The 21,859-nt window shown below is 68.1% G+C and carries 17 protein-coding genes; 4 read left to right on the forward strand and 13 right to left on the reverse strand.

From position 1 onward, the window contains the following. Positions 1-17: 17 nt before the first annotated feature. From DBV10_RS21515 to DBV10_RS21530, 4 genes are read right to left on the reverse strand one after another with little or no spacing between them, the layout of a single operon-like run. Positions 18-1,061, reverse strand: a complete 1,044-nt coding sequence (locus DBV10_RS21515; RefSeq protein ID WP_124515600.1) for a dienelactone hydrolase — start codon at positions 1,059-1,061, stop codon at positions 18-20. A gap of 31 nt (positions 1,062-1,092) precedes the next feature. Continuing rightward, the gene (locus DBV10_RS21520) at positions 1,093-1,386 is read right to left on the reverse strand and encodes a 2TM domain-containing protein (RefSeq protein ID WP_124515601.1); all 294 of its coding nucleotides are present in this window, start codon (positions 1,384-1,386) and stop codon (positions 1,093-1,095) included. Positions 1,387-1,438: 52 nt separating this feature from the next. Further along, complete coding sequence (locus DBV10_RS21525; RefSeq protein ID WP_124515602.1) at positions 1,439-2,017, reverse strand: DUF6622 family protein; 579 nt, start codon at positions 2,015-2,017, stop codon at positions 1,439-1,441. A gap of 46 nt (positions 2,018-2,063) precedes the next feature. Next, a complete protein-coding gene (locus tag DBV10_RS21530; protein WP_124515603.1) occupies positions 2,064-2,474 on the reverse strand; it encodes a DUF2306 domain-containing protein in 411 nt (136 codons plus the stop codon). A 230-nt stretch (positions 2,475-2,704) separates the two neighbouring features. Here DBV10_RS21530 and DBV10_RS21535 point away from each other — a divergent pair, with 230 nt between their 5' ends. The 3 genes from DBV10_RS21535 to DBV10_RS21545 all read left to right on the forward strand — a co-directional run bounded on the left by DBV10_RS21535 (position 2,705) and on the right by DBV10_RS21545 (position 5,907). Then, on the forward strand, positions 2,705-3,529 hold the full coding sequence (locus DBV10_RS21535; protein ID WP_124515604.1) for an undecaprenyl-diphosphate phosphatase: 825 nt from the start codon (positions 2,705-2,707) through the stop codon (positions 3,527-3,529). A 35-nt stretch (positions 3,530-3,564) separates the two neighbouring features. Next, positions 3,565-4,419: a MipA/OmpV family protein gene (locus tag DBV10_RS21540; protein WP_233590014.1), complete on the forward strand. Its 855-nt coding sequence runs from the start codon at positions 3,565-3,567 to the stop codon at positions 4,417-4,419. A gap of 162 nt (positions 4,420-4,581) precedes the next feature. Continuing rightward, complete coding sequence (locus tag DBV10_RS21545; RefSeq protein ID WP_124515614.1) at positions 4,582-5,907, forward strand: diguanylate cyclase domain-containing protein; 1,326 nt, start codon at positions 4,582-4,584, stop codon at positions 5,905-5,907. 44 nt (positions 5,908-5,951) lie between these two features. Here the strand turns inward: DBV10_RS21545 and DBV10_RS21550 are convergent, their stop codons facing one another. The 9 genes from DBV10_RS21550 to mutS form a co-directional block, all read right to left on the reverse strand. Then, positions 5,952-7,451, reverse strand: a complete 1,500-nt coding sequence (locus DBV10_RS21550; RefSeq protein WP_124515606.1) for an FAD-binding oxidoreductase — start codon at positions 7,449-7,451, stop codon at positions 5,952-5,954. Positions 7,452-7,881: 430 nt separating this feature from the next. Then, complete coding sequence (locus tag DBV10_RS21560; protein ID WP_124515607.1) at positions 7,882-9,705, reverse strand: diguanylate cyclase; 1,824 nt, start codon at positions 9,703-9,705, stop codon at positions 7,882-7,884. After that, complete coding sequence (locus DBV10_RS21565; RefSeq protein ID WP_370451205.1) at positions 9,705-11,432, reverse strand: diguanylate cyclase domain-containing protein; 1,728 nt, start codon at positions 11,430-11,432, stop codon at positions 9,705-9,707. The genes DBV10_RS21560 and DBV10_RS21565 overlap by 1 nt, the downstream gene beginning before the upstream one ends. A 77-nt stretch (positions 11,433-11,509) precedes the next feature. Next, the gene (locus tag DBV10_RS21570; RefSeq protein WP_233590016.1) at positions 11,510-13,294 is read right to left on the reverse strand and encodes a diguanylate cyclase; all 1,785 of its coding nucleotides are present in this window, start codon (positions 13,292-13,294) and stop codon (positions 11,510-11,512) included. Positions 13,295-13,310: 16 nt separating this feature from the next. After that, positions 13,311-14,777 carry an oxygenase MpaB family protein gene (locus DBV10_RS21575; protein WP_124515609.1) on the reverse strand — a complete coding sequence of 489 codons (1,467 nt, stop codon included), beginning with the start codon at positions 14,775-14,777 and terminating at the stop codon, positions 13,311-13,313. A 54-nt stretch (positions 14,778-14,831) separates the two neighbouring features. Further along, complete coding sequence (locus tag DBV10_RS21580; RefSeq protein ID WP_124515610.1) at positions 14,832-15,653, reverse strand: carotenoid biosynthesis protein; 822 nt, start codon at positions 15,651-15,653, stop codon at positions 14,832-14,834. 159 nt (positions 15,654-15,812) lie between these two features. Then, positions 15,813-16,634, reverse strand: a complete 822-nt coding sequence (locus DBV10_RS21585; protein ID WP_124515616.1) for an alpha/beta fold hydrolase — start codon at positions 16,632-16,634, stop codon at positions 15,813-15,815. A gap of 82 nt (positions 16,635-16,716) precedes the next feature. Next, entirely contained in the window at positions 16,717-17,544 is an 828-nt protein-coding gene (locus DBV10_RS21590; RefSeq protein WP_124515611.1) for a proteasome-type protease, read from the reverse strand. Between the two features lie 174 nt (positions 17,545-17,718). Further along, a complete protein-coding gene (gene mutS, locus DBV10_RS21595; RefSeq protein WP_124515612.1) occupies positions 17,719-20,340 on the reverse strand; it encodes a DNA mismatch repair protein MutS in 2,622 nt (873 codons plus the stop codon). A gap of 219 nt (positions 20,341-20,559) precedes the next feature. Between mutS and DBV10_RS21600 the strand changes: the two genes are divergently transcribed. After that, positions 20,560-21,859, forward strand: a 1,300-nt coding sequence (locus DBV10_RS21600; protein WP_233590017.1) for a PAS domain-containing protein, incomplete at its 3' end; no start/stop codon positions are given.

Here is a 21,859-nt window from a genome sequence, read left to right on the forward strand (position 1 = left end):
GAGGTGTGCCGGGCTGGTCAACGCGGGGCTGCCGTGGGCAGCAGGTGCTGCGCCATGAACGCCACGATGCGTGCGTCCACCCCGGGCATCTGGCTGCGGTCGAAACCGGGAGGATCGCCCAGCAGCTCCGTCTCCAGCCGGCCCAGCACTTGGTTGGGCGGAGGCGGCGACAGCAGGGCGCCATGGCCCGCCTGGGGCAGGTCGGCCACCACGGTGCAGGCCTGGCAGGCTTGCAGCACCTTGTCGCTGTGGAAGCGGGGCACCAGCCAGCGGTCCTGGCCCGCCGTCACCAGGCCCAGCGCGGCCTTGGGGTGCGCCAGCGACGGGAAGTCGAAATCGGCCGCTGCGGGCACCCCTGCCACGATGGCGTGGATGCGGGGCTCTTCGTGCGCTTGCCAGGTGGCGTCGTCAAAGCGCTGGCGGATCACCCCCAGGGCCACGGCCTTCTTCAGACCATCGAGGAAATTGCCCCTGAGTTGCGTGATGAGGCCGACGCAGGAGGAAAAGTCCTCTGCGATGTGGGCTTCGCAGTGCTGCTTGAACAGCGCGGGCGACCAGCGCCCGCCCGCCAGGCTGAGCGCGGTGTGCCCCCCCGCCGACATGCCATACATGCCCACCTTGTCCAGCTGCAGCAGGGGCGCGAGGTGGGTGTCCTGCGCCACCGCGTCAATGGCGCGGGACACCTCTGCCGGGCGCCGTTTCCAGCTCTCGGGGCCGGGCGTGGAGGGGTTGCGGGTGTTGTCGCCCGCATGCTCCGGCATGGCCACCACAAAGCCTGCCGCCACCAGCGCGCGGGCCAGGTCCGAATGCACCCAGGGGTTGCCGCCGGAGCCATGCGAGACCACCACCAGGCGGCCGTTGCCGGGCTGGGGGGCGCCTTGGGGGGCGAGCGACATGTGGAAGGGGCCGCGTTGCACGGGCTGGTCGGACGTGCTGCTGGGGTAGAACACGGTGACCGGGCCGTCGCCGTCCACGCCAGGCAACTCTTTCAGGCCCGTGCCGGCCTGGCTGGCGGCGTGCAGGCCCAGTGCGATCAAGGCGGCAATCCAGTGCTTGGTCATGGGAGTTCCTCGTTGTGTTGCCATCGGTTGTTCAGGAGTGGGTGCCCTGGCGGGCAATGCGGTCGCGTTCGGCCTGCACCATGCGCTCGTGCAGGGTGGTGCCTCCGGCCAGCACAAACACCACCGCCCCGTGGATGGCCAGACCGATGCCCCAGCCCACGGCCGGGAACACTGCCCAGTGCCGCCCGCTGCTGGCCGACAGCGCGACCAGCAGCAGGTTGACCAGGAGATAGACCCCGGCATGGGTGTACCAGCCCAGCTTGGCGCCGGCACGTTTGCGGGCCAGGCGTTCGATGGGGTCGGTGATCAGGTGTGCATTGCGCATGGCGGAGGTCTCCACAAGGCTGAAAAGAAGGAGGGGGAAAAGCGGGCGGGGCTCAGGCCGACGGCGCTGGCGAGGGGGGCACGGCGAAGACCGCGTTGCGCCGCGCCAGGCGCCACAGGCGCAGGGACCGGGCGGCGAACAGGCCGTTGAACACGCCATACAGCATGGCGATCTGCAGGGCAAAGCTGCTGTCGCGCGCCAGGGCGGGCTGCAGGGCCAGCTCCACGCCCACGAAATACTTGGTCAGAAAGATGCCGAGGATCAGCGCCAGGGGCATGGTGCTGCCCGGGATGTAGAAGCTGCGCGACGTGGCTGCATACAGCGTGCCGCTGGGCGCGGCCGGCTGCAGCCACAGGGCCAGCGCAGCCACCCCAGCGGCCACGGCCAGCCAGGCCCCCACCGAGGCGCCGACCTGGCCGGCGCCGCCGAAGGCCGAGGTGAGGCCATACGCCGACAGGCCCGTCATGGCCAGGGGCATGGCCATGGCCCGTGTCAGGCCGACCTGGCGGCCGCACAGCTGGCTTGTGCCCAGCGCGATCAGGCCGGCCAGCAGGGCCCAGACCCAGTAGGGGGTGTTCTGAATGATGGGGCCCAGCATGTGGGGTTGTTGGATGAGCAGGTTGAGCAGCATGGCGAAGGTTCCGGTGAAGGGTGACAGGAGGGGGGCACGGCGGCGTTCAGGCCACGCCCAGGGCCGACCACAGCGAATGGCCCAGGTGGCGGTTGGGCAGCAGGGTGAAGGCCCCGGCCACCACGCAGGCGCCGACGTAGATCCGCTGCATGGTCTTGCGGTGGCCGACCAGGTTGCGGCGGGCCAGGTAGATGAAGGACAGCACCAGCATGCCCAGGGTCACCGGGATCAGCAGGTGGATGAGCCCAAAGTCGCCCCAGCGTGGGCCGGGGCCGCCGGTGATGAAGATGGCCGAGACGGCCGTGGCCACCATCAGGGTGACCCAGGCATACCCGGCCGCGCGGTGCAGGCGGGGGCGCTGCGTGGCGCCCTGGCGGGCCCACAGGGCGATGGGGCCGATGGCCACGGCGGCCAGCGCTGCGGCGAGGTGGATGGCGATGACGGGGGTGAGTTGCATGGCGGGGGCTCCTGGCGCGTTCGATGGAGTGGACTGTGCCGGCGGCCCCCGGGCGCGGCCAGCGCCTTGCGACGAAATGCAGCCACCCGGCCGCGAAATGCATGGACGCGGCGTGGGCTGCGGGCATGGGGGACGGGGGAAAGCCCGCCGAGCGGGCTGCAGGGCAGGCCGCCGCCCGAGGTGCCATCGGGCCCGGCGGATAATCCCGCACCTATTTGCAAGGAGTGCGCGTGGACGTTGTATTGCTGGCCAAGGCCGCCATCATGGGGGTCGTCGAGGGACTGACCGAGTTTTTGCCCATTTCCTCCACGGGACACCTGATCCTGGCGGGCTCGCTGCTGGGCTTTGACGACGCCAAGGCCAAGGTGTTCGACATTGCGATCCAGACGGGCGCGATCTTTGCGGTGATCCTGGTGTACTGGCAGAAGATCCGCTCCACCCTGGTGGCCCTGCCGACCGAGCGCCAGGCGCAGCGCTTTGCGCTCAACGTGTTCATCGGCTTCCTGCCCGCCGTGGTGCTGGGCCTGCTGTTTGGCAAGGCCATCAAGGCGCACCTTTTCACGCCGGTGGTGGTGGCCAGCACCTTCATCATCGGGGGCTTCATCATCTTGTGGGCCGAGCGCCGGCCACCATCCGCCACCCGTGTACACAGCGTGGACGCGATGACGCCGCTCGATGCGCTCAAGGTGGGCCTGGTGCAGTGCCTGGCCATGGTGCCTGGCACCAGCCGCAGCGGCTCCACCATCATCGGCGGCATGCTGCTGGGCCTGTCGCGGCAGGCGGCTACCGATTTTTCGTTCTTCCTGGCCATCCCCACGCTGATCGGCGCGGGCGTCTACAGCCTGTACAAGGAGCGCGCGCTGCTGTCGGCGGCCGATCTCCCCTTGTTTGCCACCGGGTTGGTGTTTTCCTTCCTGAGCGCCTGGCTGTGCGTGCGCTGGCTGCTGCGCTACATCAGCACCCACAGTTTCGTGCCCTTTGCGTACTACCGCATCGTGTTCGGGGTGGTGGTGCTGGTGACGGCGTGGACGGGATGGGTGCAGTGGGCGGATTGATAATTCCGCCCATGTGTTGCTCCCTCCCTTTTCGTGTGAATTTTCCGCTGCGTTCGGGCGCTTTGGCGCTGGCGTCCGTGTGGGCCCTGTGGTCCGTGTGTGCTTTGCAAGGGGCTTGGGCCGAGGAGTCGGCGGCGCCCGACACGCCGGCACCGCCCACCTTCAACTACGCGATCGGTGCCATCGTGGGCAACGGCCCGGACTATGCCGGCGGCGATGGCCGCAAGAACAGCCTGCGCCCCGCCTGGGCCATGGAGTACGGGCGTTTTCGCCTCAGCACCTCGCGGGGCAGTGCCTTCATGGGGCATGGGCTGGCAGCGGGGACGCGCGAGTCCGGGGCCAGCGCCACGCTGGCGCAGAGCGACCGTTTCAGCCTGAGCGCGGCCCTGCGCATCGACAAAGGGCGCGATGGCTCCGACGCGCCCATTCTGGTGGGGCTGCCGTCGGTGCGCTCCACGCTGCGGGCGCGGCTGAGTGCGGGCTATGCCCTCACCGACCACTGGTCGGTGGGCGCGGGTGTGTCGCAGGACATTCTGGGGCGCGATGGCGGTGCCCAGCTGTCCACCAGCGTGGGCTACGCCTGGCCCCTCACGGACCAGACCAAGGTCACCATCGGCGCAGGGGCCAGCTTTGGCGACCACACCTACCTGCAGGGCCACTTTGGTGTGCCTGCGGGCGGGGCCAGCCCCTTGCCGGCGTTCGACCCGAGGGCGGGCCTGTACAGCGTGGATGGCGGGGTCGAGGTCATGTCGGCCATCAACCGCCACTGGGTGGTGCTGGGCGCGGCCCGGGTGTCGCAGCTCAAGGGGGACGCGCGCCGCAGCCCCCTGACGGTGGAGCCCGTGGGGTACTCGGTGTCCGTGGGGCTGGCCTACCGCTGCTGCCGCTGAACCGGGGGCGGGGGCGATGGCGGGTTTGAAAGTGATAAGCTGCCGTCCACCCGCTGCCGTGCGTCCTGGCGCCGCTGTGCGGTGCCCTGAAGGCAGCACGCCATCCGCAGCGGTGCTGCTCCCCTGTAGATGATGACCATTCCCCGATGGGGCTTTCGCCGCATGATGCAAGACGAGCCACAGTTGTCACGGTCCTCCGTTGCCGCCCGGAAGGAAGCATGGTCCAAGGCGGAACTGCTGGACCTGGTCACCCGCAGCGCGGGAGCGACCATGGCGGTGATCGACCGCGGCCTGGTCATGATCTATGCCAACGAGGAATACGCGCGGTGGTTCGATACGGTCCCTGCGCAGCTGGTGGGCAAGACGCTGGTGGATGTCTATGGCGAGCAGGACTGCGCCCGCTTCATGCCCTTTGTGGAGCGCGTCCTGAGCGGCGAACGGGTGCAGTACCAGCGCATGCTGCGCACCCCTTATGGGTTTGACGAGTGGCGCACCATCTGCCTCACGCCCTGGCACAACAGCCAGGGGGCCATTGACGGTTTCATCACCACGGCGCTCGATGTGCACGAGCTGCAGGTGACCATGAACGCGCTGCGCGCTGCCAACCAGCGGCTGTCCTCCCACATGGAGAACAGCCCGCTGGCGGTGCTGGAGATGGACCACAAGCTGCAGCTGCTGCACTGCTCGCAGCGGGCGGTGCAGCTCATGGGCTGGCTGCATGTGGCGGGGCTGGAGGGGCGGCTGCTAACGGATCTGCTGGACCCGGCCTCCATGGACGACAGCCTGCAGCGGGCCCTGTCGCGCCTGCAGTCGGGCCAGGAGTCGCAGAACCGCGCGGAGACCAGCTTTGTGCGCCGCGACGGGACCGAGGTGCATTGCGAGTGGTTCAACTCGGCGCTGACGGACGAGGACGGCCAGGTGACTTCCATCATGGCGCTGGTGCAAGATGTGTCGGCCAAGATGCAGATCGCACGCCAGCAGCACTATCTGGCCAACCACGACTCGCTGACTGGACTGCTCAATCGCGCGGCGTTCCAGGGGCGCCTCGAACAGTCCCTGCTGCAGGCCCGTCACAACGCCGGGTCGGTTGCGCTGCTGTTCATCGACCTGGACGGCTTCAAGCGCGTGAACGATGCCGAAGGCCACCGCGCTGGGGATGAGGTGCTGCGCATCGTGGCCCAGCGCATTGCAGGCACGGTGCGCTCTGGCGATACCCTGGCGCGCCTGGGGGGCGACGAGTTCTTGGTCATGCTGGACCAGGAGGTCACGCGCGATGTGACCGACACCATTGGCCACCGCATCATCGAAGCCCTGCACCTGCCCATGACGGTGGATGGGCGCGATCTTTTCATCGGCGCCAGCATTGGCGTGGCGATGTACCCCCCGATGGAGGGCGACATTGATGCCCTCATGAACCGCGCGGACCAGGCCATGTATTCGGCCAAACGCGCGGGCAAGGGGCGGCTGCATTACGCGCAGGTCGCCTGATCCATCCAGGGCAGGGGCGGGCGGGGCCGGCCCCGCGCCTTCCTTCAGCCCTGGGGCAGCCGGATGCTCTGCTGGAAGTGGAAGAAGTTGCCGGGGTCGTATTGGGCCTTGGCCTGCTGCAGCCGGGGGTAGGCCGGGCCCCAGTAGGCGTGCGCAAAGTCCGTCAGGCGCGCGTCCGGGTAGTTCTGGTAGACATGCCCGTTCAGGAAGGGCTTGACCAGTTGCATGAAGCCCTCAAGCCAAGCCTCCATCTGCGCACGCTCCGCCGCGTTGGTCCAGAACACGTCCACCACCAGATCGGCATCCACATGGCGGTGGATGAAGGCGCTGTCGGCCACCGGGTAGCGGTTGATGGCGCCCCCATAGGGCTCCAGGTAGGCCAGGGACCAGGGGTTGGGGGAGGTCTTGAAGTAGTCAATGATGCGCTGCCAGTCGGCGGTCGACAGCGGGGTGCTGATGTAGCCGCAGGCCTTGGTTTCCGCCACGCCGTCCGGCAGGTTGTCCGGCAAGGTGTAAGGGTGGTCTTCGAGCCAGATGTTCATCTCGGGGTAGGTGCCGGTCTGGTCCACCAGCAGCTGGGCGCTGGGGATGGCGAGCAAGGGGGCAATGGCCTGCAGGCCGGCTTCACGGGTGCCGCAGAACATGCCCTGCACCATGTACACCGGCACACCTTTCTGGTAGCCCAGGTTCATCATGTAGCCCAGCGCATCGGGGGCGCCCGACTTCATGAAGCTCGCTTGCATCAGCGTGAGCACCTGGGCAGCGTGGGCCGGGTCCCAGCTGATGGCCCAGGCCCATACCTGGTCGAGCCGGTGCATGCGGTAGGTCACCTGCAGCAGCACCCCGAAGTTGCCGCCCGTGCCGCCCCGCAGGGCCCAGAAGAGGTCGGGGTGGTCGTGGGCGCTGGCCGTCACGATGGTGCCGTTGGCCAGCGCCACGCGGAAGGATTCCACCAGGTCGCTCTGGATGCCGAAGGCGCGCGACGTGTAGCCGTAGCCCCCACCCTGCACAAAGCCGCCCACGCACACGCTGCCGCAGGCCCCCGTGGGCACATGCCAGCCTGTGTGGTTCATGGCGCCGTTGAAGTGGTCGAAATCGGTGCCGGGCAGCACATGCACCCGTTCGCGTGCCGTGTCCAGCACCACACCCTTCATGTCGCTGAGGTCCACCACCATGCCGCTGTTGACGGAGTAGCCCGCCGTGCTGTGCCCCCCGCAGCGCACGGCCACCCACAGGCGCCAGGCGCGGGCCACGGCCAGGCATTCCAGCACGTCGTTTTCGCAGGCGCAGTACACGATGATCTCGGGATAGGCCTGGAACGCGGGGTTGGACTCCTGCCGGGCTTCGTTGTAGCCGGGGCTGCTGGGCAGGACGATGCGGCCCACCAGGCGGGCTTCGAGCGCGGCCACCGCATCCCATGCGAGCACCGGGCCGGGGGCCTTGTGGGCGGCGCCCTGGGCGGCGGTTTGTGGGGCTGCCAGAGAGCGGAAATGCGCAACACGTGCGTCCTTGGCGATGCGGGCAGGGCTTTTGCGATGGGCCATAACGAACGATCCTCCGTGAAAAAAGCGAAGCCACGGGTGTAAGAACGTGTTTACGATCTTTTCGGGGCCGCGCAAGTCCCTTGCCGGGATGGGATGCAAGGCGCGGTGCGCTGCCAATAGCTCGGCTATTGGCAAGCGCCGCAACGCAGCAGACCGCCCGNNCGCCGCAGACCGCCCGGCAAGGCACTTGCCCGAAGGGTTGGGGCGAAATCGGGCGATTGGACGCCCCGGCTGCTTGCATGGGCATGAGCCCATGCGGCGCACCCGTTGCTTCCACTCATCCCGATTGCGCACCAACGCGGCCCCGAAAAGATCGTAAACACGTTCTAACGGATCGGCAGCGGTTTGACCAGACGGAAATGGCCGGCGTTGCTTTTCGGGCCGGCGATGCCGGAACGGGGCCGCGCGGGGCGGCCCGACCCGGCCTTGTTCAGGTGGACGACAGCGCCAGGTCGCCCGTGTTGCGCCGCAGGCAGAACTTGCCGCCTTGCTTGCCGCTGTACATGGCGGCATCGGCCAGTTTGAGCAGGCCGACGGCGTCGTTGCTGTCGTGGGGGGCAATGGCATAGCCAATGGTCAGCCCCACTTCCACGCGCGCGTTCTGCAGGGAAAACGGGGTGCGGAAGGCGTCCAGCAGCTTGTTGCCCAGCTCCTGCGCCTGTTGCAGGCTGTGCAGCTGCCCGGCCATGACGACGAATTCATCGCCACCCAGGCGGGCCACCAGGTCGCTCTGGCGCACATGGCCCTGCAGGCGCCGGGTCACGGCGATCAGCAGTTCGTCGCCCACGTCGTGGCCGTGTTGGTCGTTGACGGGCTTGAACCCGTCCAGGTCCATCACGTACACGGCCAGCATCTTCTCGGGGCTGCAGCGCGACAGCGCGGATGCCAGCGAAATGTGGAGCCCGCGCCGGTTGGGCAGGCCGGTCAGCGGGTCGGTGTGGGCCAGCGAGCGCATCACGTCGCGCTCGCGGCTGGCGTCCAGCGCCTCCAGGCGCAGGGCCTTGGTGCGCAGGCCCAGCACCCGCATGAACAGCAGCATGTCCACGGTGGCGCCCAGCTGGAAGGAGTGCATGGTCCAGAAGTTCACCGGCACCCAGCCACGGATCAGTCCGATGACGGTGGCCGTGGCCAGGAAATACAGCAGCCAGGCCAGCAGCAAGGTGGTGCCGACGGGGTCGCCCTGGCGGGCACGGCGCACCGAGCCGGGGATGCCCATGAGCGCAGGCACCAGCCCCAGGACGCTGACGATGCCGGTGACGGCGCGGGTGCCCAGCAGGTCTAGCGCATGCAGAGCGGCCAGCACCACGCACAGCACGGCCCCGCCGCGCATGCTGCGCAGCAGTCGGCTGTGGGGGCGGTCGCCCGCCAGCGCCTGGCTGATGAAGAGGAAGGAGCCGCAGGTGGCGGTCAGCGCCGCCAGGTTGGCGGCATGCAACTCCATCCAGGGCATGTCGCGCCACAGGTACTGCGTGCCCAGGCCGAACAGGTGCAGCGAAAACAGCAGGCTGCCGGTGATGAGCAGCGCATACTGGATGAACAGCACATCGCGCAGGTTGAGCCACTGCGCCAGGCTGTAGATGATCAGGCACAGCGCCAGTCCGGTCAGGATGCCCTGCAGCATCTGCTCGTTCAGGGCCATGCTGTGCCATTCGGTGGGCTTGGCCAGGGTGATGGGCAGCACCATGGCGCCCCGGGTCTCGATGCGCAACAGCACTTCGTAGGCATGCCCTGGCAGCATGTTCAAGGGCAAGGCGTGCGAGCGGCTGCGCAGGGGGCGCTGGGTGTAGGGCTGCAGGCTGCCCAGTGTGGCCTGCTGGGTCACGTGGCCGTCGGTGGCCAGGTAGATCTCGATGCGCTGGAGCACGGGGTAGTCGATGTCCAGGACCCAGACGCCGCTGGAGCTGGGCGCAACGGCCACGGGGATGCGCAGCCACACAGGCTCGGTGCGCACGCCCAGCGTGCCACCGGTGCCTGGAGGCGGCTCGAAGCGTGCAAGCGAGGCCAGGATGTCTTCGACCAGCAGGGTGCCCGAGGGATCGGCCAGCACCGACACCGCCGGCCACGCCTTGATGGAAGGGTGGTCGTCGCGCAGCTCCAGCGGGGTGGCCGCTGTGGCCCGGACCGGGCCCGCCAGCATGAGGACCATGGCCAGCAGCAGCCAGGGCAGGCACCAGTGCAGGCCCTGGCGCCTGTGCGCACCCCCGCGCGGCAAGGTGGGGCGCGATGGCCACGGGAAGAGAGGGCGGCGCACCATCATGAGGACAGGGCGAGTTCGCCCTGGTTGCGCCGGATGGACTGCTTGCCGCTTTGCTTGCCTGCATACATGGCGGCGTCCGCCAGGCGGATCAGGTGCTGCGGGTCGTCGCCGTCCACCGGGGCCAGCGCATACCCGATGGTCAGGCGCACGCTCAGGGTGAGGTGGCTCAGGGTGAACGGGTGCTCGAAGGCGCGCAGCAGGGAGCGGCCCAGTTCCTCGGCCTGCTCGGGCCGGGCCAGGTCGCAGGCCATGACGATGAATTCGTCGCCCCCCAGGCGCGCGACCAGGTCGGTGTGGTGGCGCACGCTGGCCTGCAGGCGGTGCCCCACGGCCACCAAGAGGTCGTCGCCCACGTCGTGGCCGTAGGTGTCATTGACGGGCTTGAACCCATCCAGGTCCATCAGGTACACCGCGACCAGGTGCCCGGGGCCACACCGCGCGAGTGCTGACTGCAGGGCCAGTTGCATGCCCCGGCGGTTGGGCAGGCCCGTGAGCGAGTCGGTGTAGGCGAGCGAGCGCATGGCGTCGCGTTCGCGCAATGCGTCCGAAGCGGCGGCGCGCAAGGCGGCCGAGCGCTGCCCCAGCACCCGCAGGAACAGCAGCATGTCGGCGGCCGCGCCCAGCTGGAAGGAGTGCAGCGTCCAGAAATTGACTGGCAGCAGGCCCTGCACCAGGCACACCATGACCACGGCGGCCGTGAAGTACGCGACCCAGGCCGCCAGCAGTGAGGTGCTGACCGAGTCGCCCTTGCGCGCGCGTGCCACGGCAATGGGCAGGCTGATGAGCGAAGGCAGGGGCCCCAGAACGCTGATGATGGCCGTGGTGGTGCGGGTGCCGATCAGGTCCAGCAGGAACGCGGCGAGCAGGCCCAGGCTGAGCACGGCGCCGATCCTCATCACCCGCAGGAAGCGGCTGTGGGGCACATGGCCCATCAGTGCGTGGCCCATGAAGAGGAAGGAACCGGCAATCGCCAGCAGCCCCGATGCGCCAGCGGCGTGGACCTCGACCCAGAGGTGGTCGCTCCACAAGAACTGGGTGCCAATGCCAAAGAACTGCAGCGAGAAACCGGCGCTGCCGGCCACCAGCAGGCCGTAGTAGAGGAACAGCTTTTCGCGCTGGTGCAGCCACTGCGCCAGGCTGTAGATCACCAGGCACAGGGCCAGCCCCGTGAGCACGCCCTGGAACATCTGTTCCTGCAGGCCCTGGTGCACGAGGTGGGGGGACAGGCTCAGCGTGATCGGCAGGATCATCGCGCCCGTGGTCTGCACCCGGATGAGCAGTTCGTAGGAGGTGTCTGCCGCCAGTTCCAGCGCCATGGCTGGCGTGCGGCTGCGCAGGGGCCGTGCGGTGTAGGGCCGCAGGTTGCCCAGGGCGGTGTGCTGCACCACCTGGCCCTGGCGGGTGAGGAAGATATCGACTTCGTTGAGCACGGCGAAGTCGATGTTGACGATCCATTCGCTGCCGGTGTCCACCGGCATGCGCAGGGGCACGCGCAGCCAGAGGGCTTCCTTGCGCACGCCCATGCTGCCGCCCCGGCTGGGCGGAGCGGCGAATTCGGGCAGGCGCGCCAGCACATCCTGCACCCCCCATTGCTGTGAAGGGTCGGGCAGCAGCGTGGCCACCGACCAGGCATTCAGCGCGCCCCCATCGTCGTGCAGCACCAGGGGCTGTGCGGTGTCTGCCGCCTGGGCCCAAGGGGCCGCCAATCCGAACCCCAGCCCCATCAGCACCCACAGGCACAGGCCCCACCATCCCCGCCAAGGGGATGCGGGGGCAGGGGGGAGGGGGCTGCAGTGCACCATCACGGCCGTGCCAGTTCGGCGCGGAGCCGGCGGATGGAGTGTTTGCCGTTCTGCTTGCCGGCGTACATGGCGGCATCGGCCTGGCGCAGCAGGGCCTGTGCGTCGCTTCCATCCAGCGGTGCCAGCGCGTAGCCAATGGTCAGCCCCACCGTGACGGTGTGCTGGCCCAGCGCAAAGGAATGCTCGAAGGCCTTGATCAGCGACCGGCCCAAGTCCTCGGCCTGCTCGGTGCTGGCCAGCTCGCAGGCCATGACGATGAATTCATCCCCGCCCAGCCGAGCCACCAGGTCGGTCTGGTGGCGCACGCTGGCCTGCAGCCGCTGGCCCACCGCCACCAGCAGGTGGTCGCCCACGTCGTGGCCGTAGGAGTCGTTGATGGGCTTGAACCCGTCCAGGTCCATGAGGTACACCGCCACCATGTGCTGCGGGGTGCATTGGAGCAAGGCCGCATGCAGGGCATGCTGCAGGCCGCGCCGGTTGCTCAGGCCCGTGAGCGGGTCGCTGTGCGCGAGGGAGTGCATGAGATCGCGCTCGCGCAGGGTCTCCTGGGCCTGGGCTTTGGCGGCCTGTGCGCGCAGGCCCAGCACGCGCAGGAAGAGCAGCATGTCCAGGGTGGCGCCGAACTGAAACGAGTGCAGCGTCCAGAAGTTCGCGGGTACCCAGCCCTGGACCAGGCACACCAAGACCGCCGCCGCCACGCCATAGGCGATCCAGGCTGCCAGCAGGGTGGTGCCGATGGGGTCCTTCTGCCGCACCCGCGCCATGGCGGCAGGCAGGCTGATGAGGGAGGGCAGGGGGCCCGCCAGGCTCATGAAGGCGATGGCGATGGGCACGCTCAGCCAGCCGAGCATGACCGCAGCGCAGACCACTGCCGTGATCGCTGCGCCCATGCGCATGGCACGCGCGTACCGGCTGTGTGGGTTGTCTGTCAAGGCGGCGCCCAGGAAGAGAAACGAGCCTGCCAGGGCCGTCAGCCCGGCCGCGAGGCCGGCATACCGACTCATCCACGGATCGCCAGGCCACAGGAACTGCGCACCGATGCCGAAGAACTGCAGTGAGAAAACCGTGCTGCCGAGCACCACCAGCGCATAGAAGCCGAACATGGGCTCGCGCTGCGTAACCCACTGGATCAGGCTGTACACCAGCAGGCAGAACGCCAGCCCGTTGAGCAGGCCCTGCAGCATCTGCTCGCGCAAGGCCTCGTGCATCTGGTAGGGCATTTCGCCGACCGTGATGGGCAGGATCAACGGCCCCGTGGCCTGCACCCGTATCAGCAGGTCGTAGGGCTGCCCGGCCTGCAGATCCAGGGCCATCGCGGGCGTGCGGCTGGACAGCTGTGTCTGGCCGGGCTGATTCGTGCTGACCTGCTGGAGCACCCGGCCGCCGCTGACCAGGTACATATCAGCGTGCAGCGAGCTGTAGCCGATGTTGACCACCCAGGAGGTGCGCGGCGCTTCGGGCGCGATGATGGGAATGTGCAGCCACATGGCCGCCTTGTGCACGCCCAGTGAGCCTCCGCGCCGGGCGGGCGCCTCGAACTCGGCGAGGCGGCCGAGCATGTCCTGCACCGAGAGCTTGTACGTGGGATCGGCCTTGAGCGTGGCGGCCTCCCATGCATCCACTTGTGGCCTGAGCTGTGTCAGCACCAGGGGCGCATGGGTCTTTGCTTGCGCGCCCAGTGGCAGGGCGACGGGTACGAGCAGGCAAAGCAGGGTCGATGCCAGGCCGCAACGCGCGCGCCAGAGCCGGGCGAGCATCAGGAGGGCATGGACCAGCGGGTACATCGCGTCGAATCAGTGGCTATGTGGGTTGTTGCGCCTGGGTCGCACGCGTGGCCCCGGCCTGGTGCGCCAGGCCATGGCTCCAGCTGCCCTGGGTGGTCAGCCGGTCTTCGATGCGGTTGAGCCAACCCGGCGCATGGGGGTCATCGCTCCAGCCATGCACCACGGTGTCCACCTGGTTGAGCAGTTCGGTGGGCAGCTGCAGCGGGCGGGTCTGGCTCATCAGCACCCGGCTCATAAAGTGGTAACCCAGTGCCCGGGTGAGCATGCGCACGATGGAAAAGCGCGGCAGCACCAGGCGCAGCACCGCATCAATGGCGCGCGCCAACAGCAGCACGCCCCAGAACAGCAGGGCAGAGGCCCAGGGCGCGGGCTGGGTCAGCCCCAGGTCCTGTGCCGTGGCGGGGCCGCAGAGGTAGCGGGTCATGAGCTGGGGGAAGGGCTTGACGATGGGCCAGGGCAGGGACTTCTCCATGGTTTGCATCAGGGCCTGGCCCAGCGCGGGGCGGGGGTCGGGGGTCACGGGCTCGGCGCGGCCGCGCGCCTGCATCCCGGCCATCAGCACGCGGCCTTGTTCCATGGTGTCCACCATCAGTGAGCGCTCGATGCCCAGGAGGTGGCCCACTACGTTCCAGGCATGCAGGTAGGCCTCTTCGTCGGCCGGGGGCAGGCCGATGCCCAGCCGGCGCAGGCTGCGCAGGAACACATAGCCAAAGGTCAGCAGGGTGTAGGCCAGCTCTTCCTGGTTGCAGGGCAGGCCGTCGCCGGCCAGGTCCCAGCCGCGTGCATACAGGGCCTGGTACATGGCCGAACGCCCGCCCCGGGGCTGGGTGGATTGCGGGGTGACCATGCCATTGCCCCCGGCCTTCCATTGGTCGATGGCGTGGCTGGGGCTGCCGTGCAGGATGAGGTTGCGGATGGTGGCGTGAATGAGCCGCACCTTGAGCACCTGCGCAGCGCCGGCGCCGCGCAGGCTCAGGCCCCCATGCATCATCACGGGGAAGATCATCGCGGCGGTAGAGCGGATGCGGTACTCGGCGTTCTGCTCCAGTTGGCCGGAGGTGTGCAGCACGCTGGAGAGGTCAGGGATCACGTAGCACTCGGGCAGGCTGGCGCAGAACAGCAGGATGCACGACAGCGCGCCATGCTCCATGAACAGTTTTTCGGCGCGTTCGATCTTGCGCGCGTCGGCCCAGGGGGGCAGCACCTGGGCGGCCTGCACGTAGGTGTTCAGCGCCGCAGCCATGGCGGGCGTCACGCAACCTTCGACGGTCTGGCCCCCCAGGTTGGCGCGCACGGGCCCGGGCTGCGCCGTCCAGTGCGTCAGCGCGGCGTTGTCCGTCCACTGGCCAAACAGCAGGTTCACGGTGTCGATGTGGGCCCATTGGGGCGCATCGGCGGCCACATCGCCCGCAGGCCAGGGGCCCAGGATCTGTGCGATGGTCTGGTCTGCCAGGGGGTCGGCGTGGTGCTGCATGTTTTCCATGGGGCGTGGGGCTCGGTCGATGGGGCAGTATGGGGGGTAGCGCCGGGGTGGGGCTTAGGCGGTGGTCGGTCCCAGGCGCTTCCAGCGCTGGAACCCTGCCAGCGCGCACAGCAGCGGAATGCCCATGGCAAACGGGGCAATGGAGCGGATCTCCACCGGACTGCCCAGGATCATCTGGAACACCATGCCCGATGCGTAGATGGCCAGTGGGACCAGGGCATGGCGGCGCAGAAAGGGGCTTACGGGTTGCAGGGGCTGCTGGCGGGACGACATGCGAAAGCCGAAGATGATGACGAAGGCCACGAACACCCAGCCAAAGAAACCCTGCACCGTTTCGCCAAACCAGGCGCCATCGGTCTTGGCCATGATCCAGGCCTTGAGGGTGTAGACGAAGTAGGGGTCGGCGCCCAGGTCAAACGCGGTCACGATCATCGCCGCCAGAAATGACAGCATGGCGGCCTGGGCCAGGCCCGGGGCGCCGTCCACCGGCGATTGCCAGACGATCAGGTTGCTGAGCACATACCCCGCATAGGTCAGCGCGAACCACATCATGGGGATGACCAGGGGGACATCGAGCAGGCGGGGGCCCAGCACGTCGGTGTAGGTGTAGTGGCCGAAGAACCACCCGTGGCTCGCGCCCATCTGTTCGGCAAACCAGCCCAGGCACACGGCAATCACCACAAAACGCAGTGCTGCCCGAGGGCCCAGCAAATGCGTGGCGCTGGCCCAGCAGCAGGCAAACATCAGCACCGAGGCAATGACGATCGCAAGGGTCGTGTCGTTGTGGGTGCGAACCGCGGTGGCGACCACAAAAGCGGCCAGCAGGGCAAAGCTGAGCGCAGGCAGTCGCGCCGCCATCGGAGGCTGTGCAGGCATGGTGGCTGTATCACGCTGTAACAATTCCCTCAGTGTAGGGGATTGCCCGGACCGCCGTGCCCCCTGTTTGCCCTGATCGAGGGCCGTCTCTACAGCGCTGTTTCTGGCACTGCGGGGGGATTTTTGGTGATATAGGGGCCGTGCGGCACGGCCTCCGGCTCAACCCCGGGCGGGCGTGAGCGCGGCGAGGTTCAGCAGCGAGGCCTCGATGGCTGCCGCTGTGGCCTGTGGCTGTTCCATGGGGAAGAGGTGGCTGCCGTCCAGCATCATGGTGCGACCTTCGGTGATGCGCAACGTCATGGCCATGCCCACTTGCTTCATCTCTTCGGAGTCGCGTCCCCCGATGAAGGCGGCCGGGCACTGCAGCGGGTGCGTGCCGAGCAGGCGGCCCAGGTTGTGGGGCAGTGTGTTGTAGATGGCGGTTTCCACCGCGCGGTCGAAGCCCAGCACGCGCTTGCCGTCCTGGTCCTGCAGGCCATGGGTGATGTAGTCCAGCAGCACCTCGGGGTGCCAGCGGGCAAAGGCCTTCTTCTTGCGGAAATGCTCCAGCGCCTCGTCGTTGCTGGCCCAGCTGAAGCGGCGCTGGCGGCTGACCTTACCGGGCGAGATCGAGCCCACCACCTGCGTGCGCTTGGCCACGCCCAGCGCATTGGCCTTCCAGCCGCCGATGAGGGGCGAGTCGATCAGCAGCACGCCGCGCACCAGCTCGGGGTGGCGGGCCGCCGCCATCACGCTCAGGAAGCCGCCCAGCGAATGCCCGACCAGGAACACCGGTTCCCCCAGGCGCTCTACCTGCGCTGCCGCAAAGTCGGCCAGGTGCTGCACCAGGTGGGGCCAGTTGTTGGACACGGGGTACTGGGGGTCATGGCCAAAGCGCTCCACCGCGCTGACCTGGAAACCGCGGGCCTTGAGGAGTTTGAACAGCAGGCGGTAGGTGCCGGCCGGAAAGCTGTTGGCGTGCGAGAAAACGATGGGGAGCATGGGCATGGTGCGTACCGGCAGGGCGCCAAAGGGCAGGGGCTGAGCGCTCTCGCTCGCCGCCCCCGCAGCGGGAGGGCAGCGCTCAGATGAGCCGGTCCGTGTGGGTGGTGATCTTCTTGAGTGGCTTGCTGCGCGCAGGGCTCACCATGATGGGCACCTCGGTGGCGCCGCCGGCCCAGGCCGGGTCCTCGATGCTGTCGAACACCTGGCGCAGCTTCTGGCCCCAGCTGTCGTGCAGCATGCGGAAGTATGGGTTGTTCTCGTCGATGCAGACCACCTTGTCGGTGGCAAAGCGATCGACTTCGTAGACCACCAGGTCCAGCGGCAGGCCCACGGAGAGGTTGGACTTGAGTGTGCTGTCCATGGACACCAGCGCGCACTTGGCGGCCTCGTCCAGCGGGGTCTCGGGGGTCAGCACGCGGTCCAGCACCGGCTTGCCGTACTTGGACTCGCCCACCTGGAAATACGGTGTCTCCGACGTGGCCTCGATGAAGTTGCCCGCCGAGTAGACCTGGAACAGGCGCATGCCCTCGCCCTTGATCTGGCCGCCGAACACCATGGACACATTGAAGTCCACGCCTGAACGCTTGAGCGCCGCGCCATCGCGCTCGTGCACATGGCGCACGGCGGCACCCAGCACCCGGGCGGCGTCGAACATGCTTTTGGCGTTCCAGATCGTGATGGCCTCGCCCGACTCGCCATCCTTGATCTGTTCGTTCTGGAGGATCTCGCGCACGGACTGCGAAATGGACAGGTTGCCGGCCGACAGCAGCACCATGAAGCGGTCGCCCGCCTTTTCATAGACCATCATCTTGCGGAACGAGCTGATCTGGTCCAGGCCGGCGTTGGTGCGGGAGTCGGACAGGAAAACCAGCCCGGCATTGAGTTTGATGGCGACGCAGTACGTCATGGCGAATCGTTAAAAAAATCGGAGGTTACCCGGGAGTTTAGTCGGGTGGGCTGCTTCGATGCCCAGGCGCTAGCGCGGAGCATGCTGCAATCTGGTCAAAGGTTGCTATAGAAAATGTAGCTCATCTCGATGGCCAGAAGCGCGGCAGGGCCCTCTTTGTGTGGTGGGGCGGGCTCAGTGCACCGTCATCTTCTTGAGCTGGTACAGCGCGTCCAGCGCCTCGCGCGGGCTGAGCGCATCGGGGTTGATGGTTGCCAAGGCCGCTTCCAGCGGGCTGGCGCCCGCGCTCTCGGGCACCTCGGGCGCGGCAAACAGGTCCACCTGCAATTCGTCTTCGCCCGCACGTTCCTCCAGCGCCGCCAGTGCGTGGCGCGCGTGGTGCAGCACGGGCGAGGGCATGCCCGCCAGCTTGGCCACCTGGATCCCGTAGCTGCGGCTGGCCGGGCCGGGCTGGATCTCGTGCAGGAACACGATGTCGGTGCCCGACTCGGTGGCGCTCACGTGCATGTTGATCGCGTGGCGCGCCTTGGCGGGCAGCTCGGTCAGCTCGAAGTAGTGCGTGGCAAACAGCGTGAAGGCGCGGGTCTTGTCGTGCAGGTGCGTGGCGATGCCGCTGGCCAGCGCCAGGCCGTCGAAGGTGCTGGTGCCCCGGCCGATTTCGTCCATCAGCACCAGGCTGTGCGGCGTGGCGGCGTGCAGGATCTGCGCGGCCTCGGTCATCTCCAGCATGAAGGTCGATTGCGCGTTGGCCAGGTCGTCCGCCGCGCCGATGCGGGTGTGGATCGCGTCGATGGGCCCCAGGCGGCAGCTGGCGGCGGGCACGTGGCTGCCGATGCTGGCCAGCAGCACGATGAGCGCCACCTGCCGCATGTAGGTCGATTTACCGCCCATGTTGGGGCCGGTGATGACCTGCATGCGGGTGTTGGCGTTCAGCCGCGTGTGGTTGGCGATGAAGCTGCCGCTCGATGTCTCGGCCAGGCGCGCTTCGACCACCGGGTGGCGGCCGCCTTCGATCTCGATGCAGGGCTCGGGCACGAACTGCGGCGCGCACCAGTTCAGCGTGAGTGATCGTTCGGCCAGCGTGCACAGCACGTCCAGCGTGGCCAGCGCCTGTGCCAGGCGGGTGAGGGCGGGCACATGGGGCTGGAGCTGGTCCAGGATCTGCTCGTACAGCCATTTCTCGCGTGCCAGGGCCCGCTCGTTGGCCGACAGCGCCTTGTCTTCAAAGGCCTTGAGCTCGGGCGTGATGAAGCGCTCGGCGTTTTTGAGCGTCTGGCGGCGGCGGTAGTCGTCGGGCACGCGGTCGAGGTTGCTGCTGGTGATCTCGATGTAGAAGCCGTGCACCTTGTTGAACTGCACGCGCAGGTTGGCGATGCCGGTGCGGGCCTTTTCGCGGGTTTCCAGCTCCAGCAGGAAGGCGTCGCAGTTGGTCTGGATGGCGCGCAGCTCGTCCAGTTCGGTGTCGAAACCCGTGGCGATCACGCCGCCGTCGCGCACCAGGGCGGCGGGCTCTTCGGCAATGGCGGCCTGCAGCAGCGCCGTGCAGCCCTCGGGGGGATGCAGGTGGCCAAAGATTTGTGCCAAAAAGGGCTCTGGCGCCCTCCCATTGAGCGCTAGAAGCTCTGATTTTTGTAGCGTCTTGCCCAGGCCCACCAGCTCGCGCGGGCGCACCTGGCGCAGCGCGATGCGGGCGGTGATGCGCTCCACGTCGCTCACGCCCTTGAGTTCGCCGCGCAAGGTGGCCCAGGGGCCCGAGCCGCCGCCTGCGCCTCCCGCGCCGCGCAGGGCGGTGGTGGCCGACAGGCGCTGGCGCGCCTCGGCGCGGTCGCGCTGGGGCTCCAGCAGCCAGGTCTTGAGCAGGCGGCTGCCCATGCCGGTCATGCAGGTGTCGAGCAGCGAGAACAGCGTGGGCGCGTCGTCGCCGCGCAGGGTCTTGACCAGCTCCAGATTGCGCCGCGTGGTGGCGGGTAGGTCGATGAGGTCGTCGCCGCGCTGCACCTGCACGCTGTGCACATGGGTGAGCGTGCGGCCCTGCGTGTGTTCGGCATAGGTGAGCAGCCCGGCGGCGGCAGCATGGGCCTCGCCCAGGTCTTGTGCGCCCCAGGCCTGCAGGCTGGCGGCGCCCAGGTTTTCGAGCAGCTTGCGCTCGCCCAGGGCACTGTCGAACTGCCAGTCGGGCCGGGGGCTCATGGGGCAGGTGAAGGCGCCGCTTTGGCGCAGCACCTGCAGCTGTTGCTCGAAGCGTTCGGTCACGCCCGCGCTGTAGATCAGCTCGCTGGGCGCCACGCGCGCCAGCCAGGCGCCGAGTTCGTCGTGCGCGCATTCGGCGAGGAACACGCGGCCCTGCGTCACGCTCAGCCAGGCCAGGCCGCAACGCGCGCGCGGCGCCTGGTGCACGGCCAGCAGCAGCGATTCGGACTTGTCGGACAGCAGCTCGGTGTCGGTCAGCGTGCCGGGCGTGACCACCCGCACCACCTTGCGCTCCACGGGGCCCTTGCTGGCGCCCACCTCGCCCACCTGCTCGGCAATCGCCACCGACTCGCCCATCTTGATCAGGCGCGCCAGGTAGTTCTCGAGCGCATGGAAGGGCACGCCCGCCATCATCACCGGCTGGCCACCCGACTGGCCCCGCTGCGTGAGCGTGATGTCCAGCAGGCGCGCGGCCTTTTCGGCGTCTTGCCAGAAGACCTCGTAGAAGTCTCCCATGCGGTAGAACAGGAGCGTTTCAGGGTACCCGGCCTTGAGGGCCAGGTACTGCTGCATCATGGGTGTGTGGTGTTCGAGCGTGTCGGACATGCAGGGGGCGGCAGGAATGAGGCGTGGACTGTAGCAGTTCGCCCATGGGGTTTCCCCTCAATGATTTGCCGCAGGTTCTGTTACTTTGTTACGTTTAGACATATTCTTGGCTGTATGCTGACAGCCTGGCTTTGACCGCAGGCGCTGTCCGTTGCGAGGGCGCTTTTTCCAACCCCAGGATTCAAAGGTTTCAGCGCGACCGTGATTTCGTCCGAACTGTTGACCGACCTTCTTGCCCCCGTGGGCGACGGCTTCATCGAGCCCATGGCGCAGGTGCGCCTGCAGGCGCTGGTGGATGCGGTGCCGGTGGCGTTGATGGAGTTCCGGTTGCAGAACGGCCGGTTGATGCTGCTGGCCGCCAATGCGGCCGCGCGCCGCATGCCGGGGCTGGGCGCCGTGCGCGAGCCCGGGGCGGATGCCAGCGAGGTGTTCGACCTGCTGGCCGGCACCCCTTTGCTGGACCAGCTCTATGGCGTGGTGCGCGTGGGGGCGCCGCTGGAATGCCGCCAGGTGGTGCGCGAGCCCGGCCGGCTGCTGCTGGCGTGGGATCTGTCGGTACGCCGGGTCACCAACGATTGCATCATGGTCACGGTGCGCGACGCGTCCGAGGCTGAAACCTTGCGCGCCGCGCTTGCAGCGTCGGAGCATGCGCTCGAAGAGGTGCGGCGCGAGCTGCGCGAGCAGACCGAAGTCTTCAACACCATGGAAAGCCTGGCGCGCACCGGCCACTGGCGCCGCATTGAGGACCCGGGCGAAACGGTGCTGCTGTGGTCGCCCGGCCTGTGCGACATCGCCGGCTTTGAACAGCAGGAATGGGTGGACCCCGAGCGTGCCGTGAGCGGCATCCTGCCCGAAGACCGCCATGTGTTCGACAAGGTTCGGGAGCGCGGCGCGGGGCTGGACGTGGAATACCGCTGGCGCCGGCCCGATGGCGAAGTGCGCTGGATGCGCTCGCGTGTGCAGCGCACGCTGCCGCGCGATGGGGTGCAGGTGGTCATGGGCGTGGTGCAGGACGTGACCGACGAACACCGCGCGGCCGAGCAGCTGCGCGAGCAACTGCTGTTCATCCAGCGCATTGCGAGCCGCATTCCGGGCTTTATCTACGAGTACCGCCAGCATTCCGATGGCGGCACCAGCGTGCAGTACATCAGCGATGCGGTGCGCGAGTTCATGGGCGTGGAGCCCGATGAGGTCACGGCCAACCACGGCGTGCTCATGCACCGCGTGCTGGCCGAAGACCTGCCGCAGGTGCAGCGTTCGGCCATGGCCTCGGTGCGCAAGCTGGTGCCCTGGCAGTGCGAGTACCGCGTGCGCATGCACGATGGCAGCGTGCGCTGGCACATGACCAATGCCGTCCCGCACCGCGAGGCCGATGGTTCGGTGGTGTCGCATGGCTTCACCATGGACATCACAGACCGCAAGCGGGCAGAGCAAGAAATCGAGAGGCTGGCGTTCTACGACGCGCTCACGGGCCTGCCCAACCGGCGGCTGCTGCTCGATCGCCTGCAACGCTCGCTGG

It is taken from the genome of Acidovorax sp. FJL06, assembly GCF_003852545.1.
GTDB lineage: Bacteria > Pseudomonadota > Gammaproteobacteria > Burkholderiales > Burkholderiaceae_C > Acidovorax.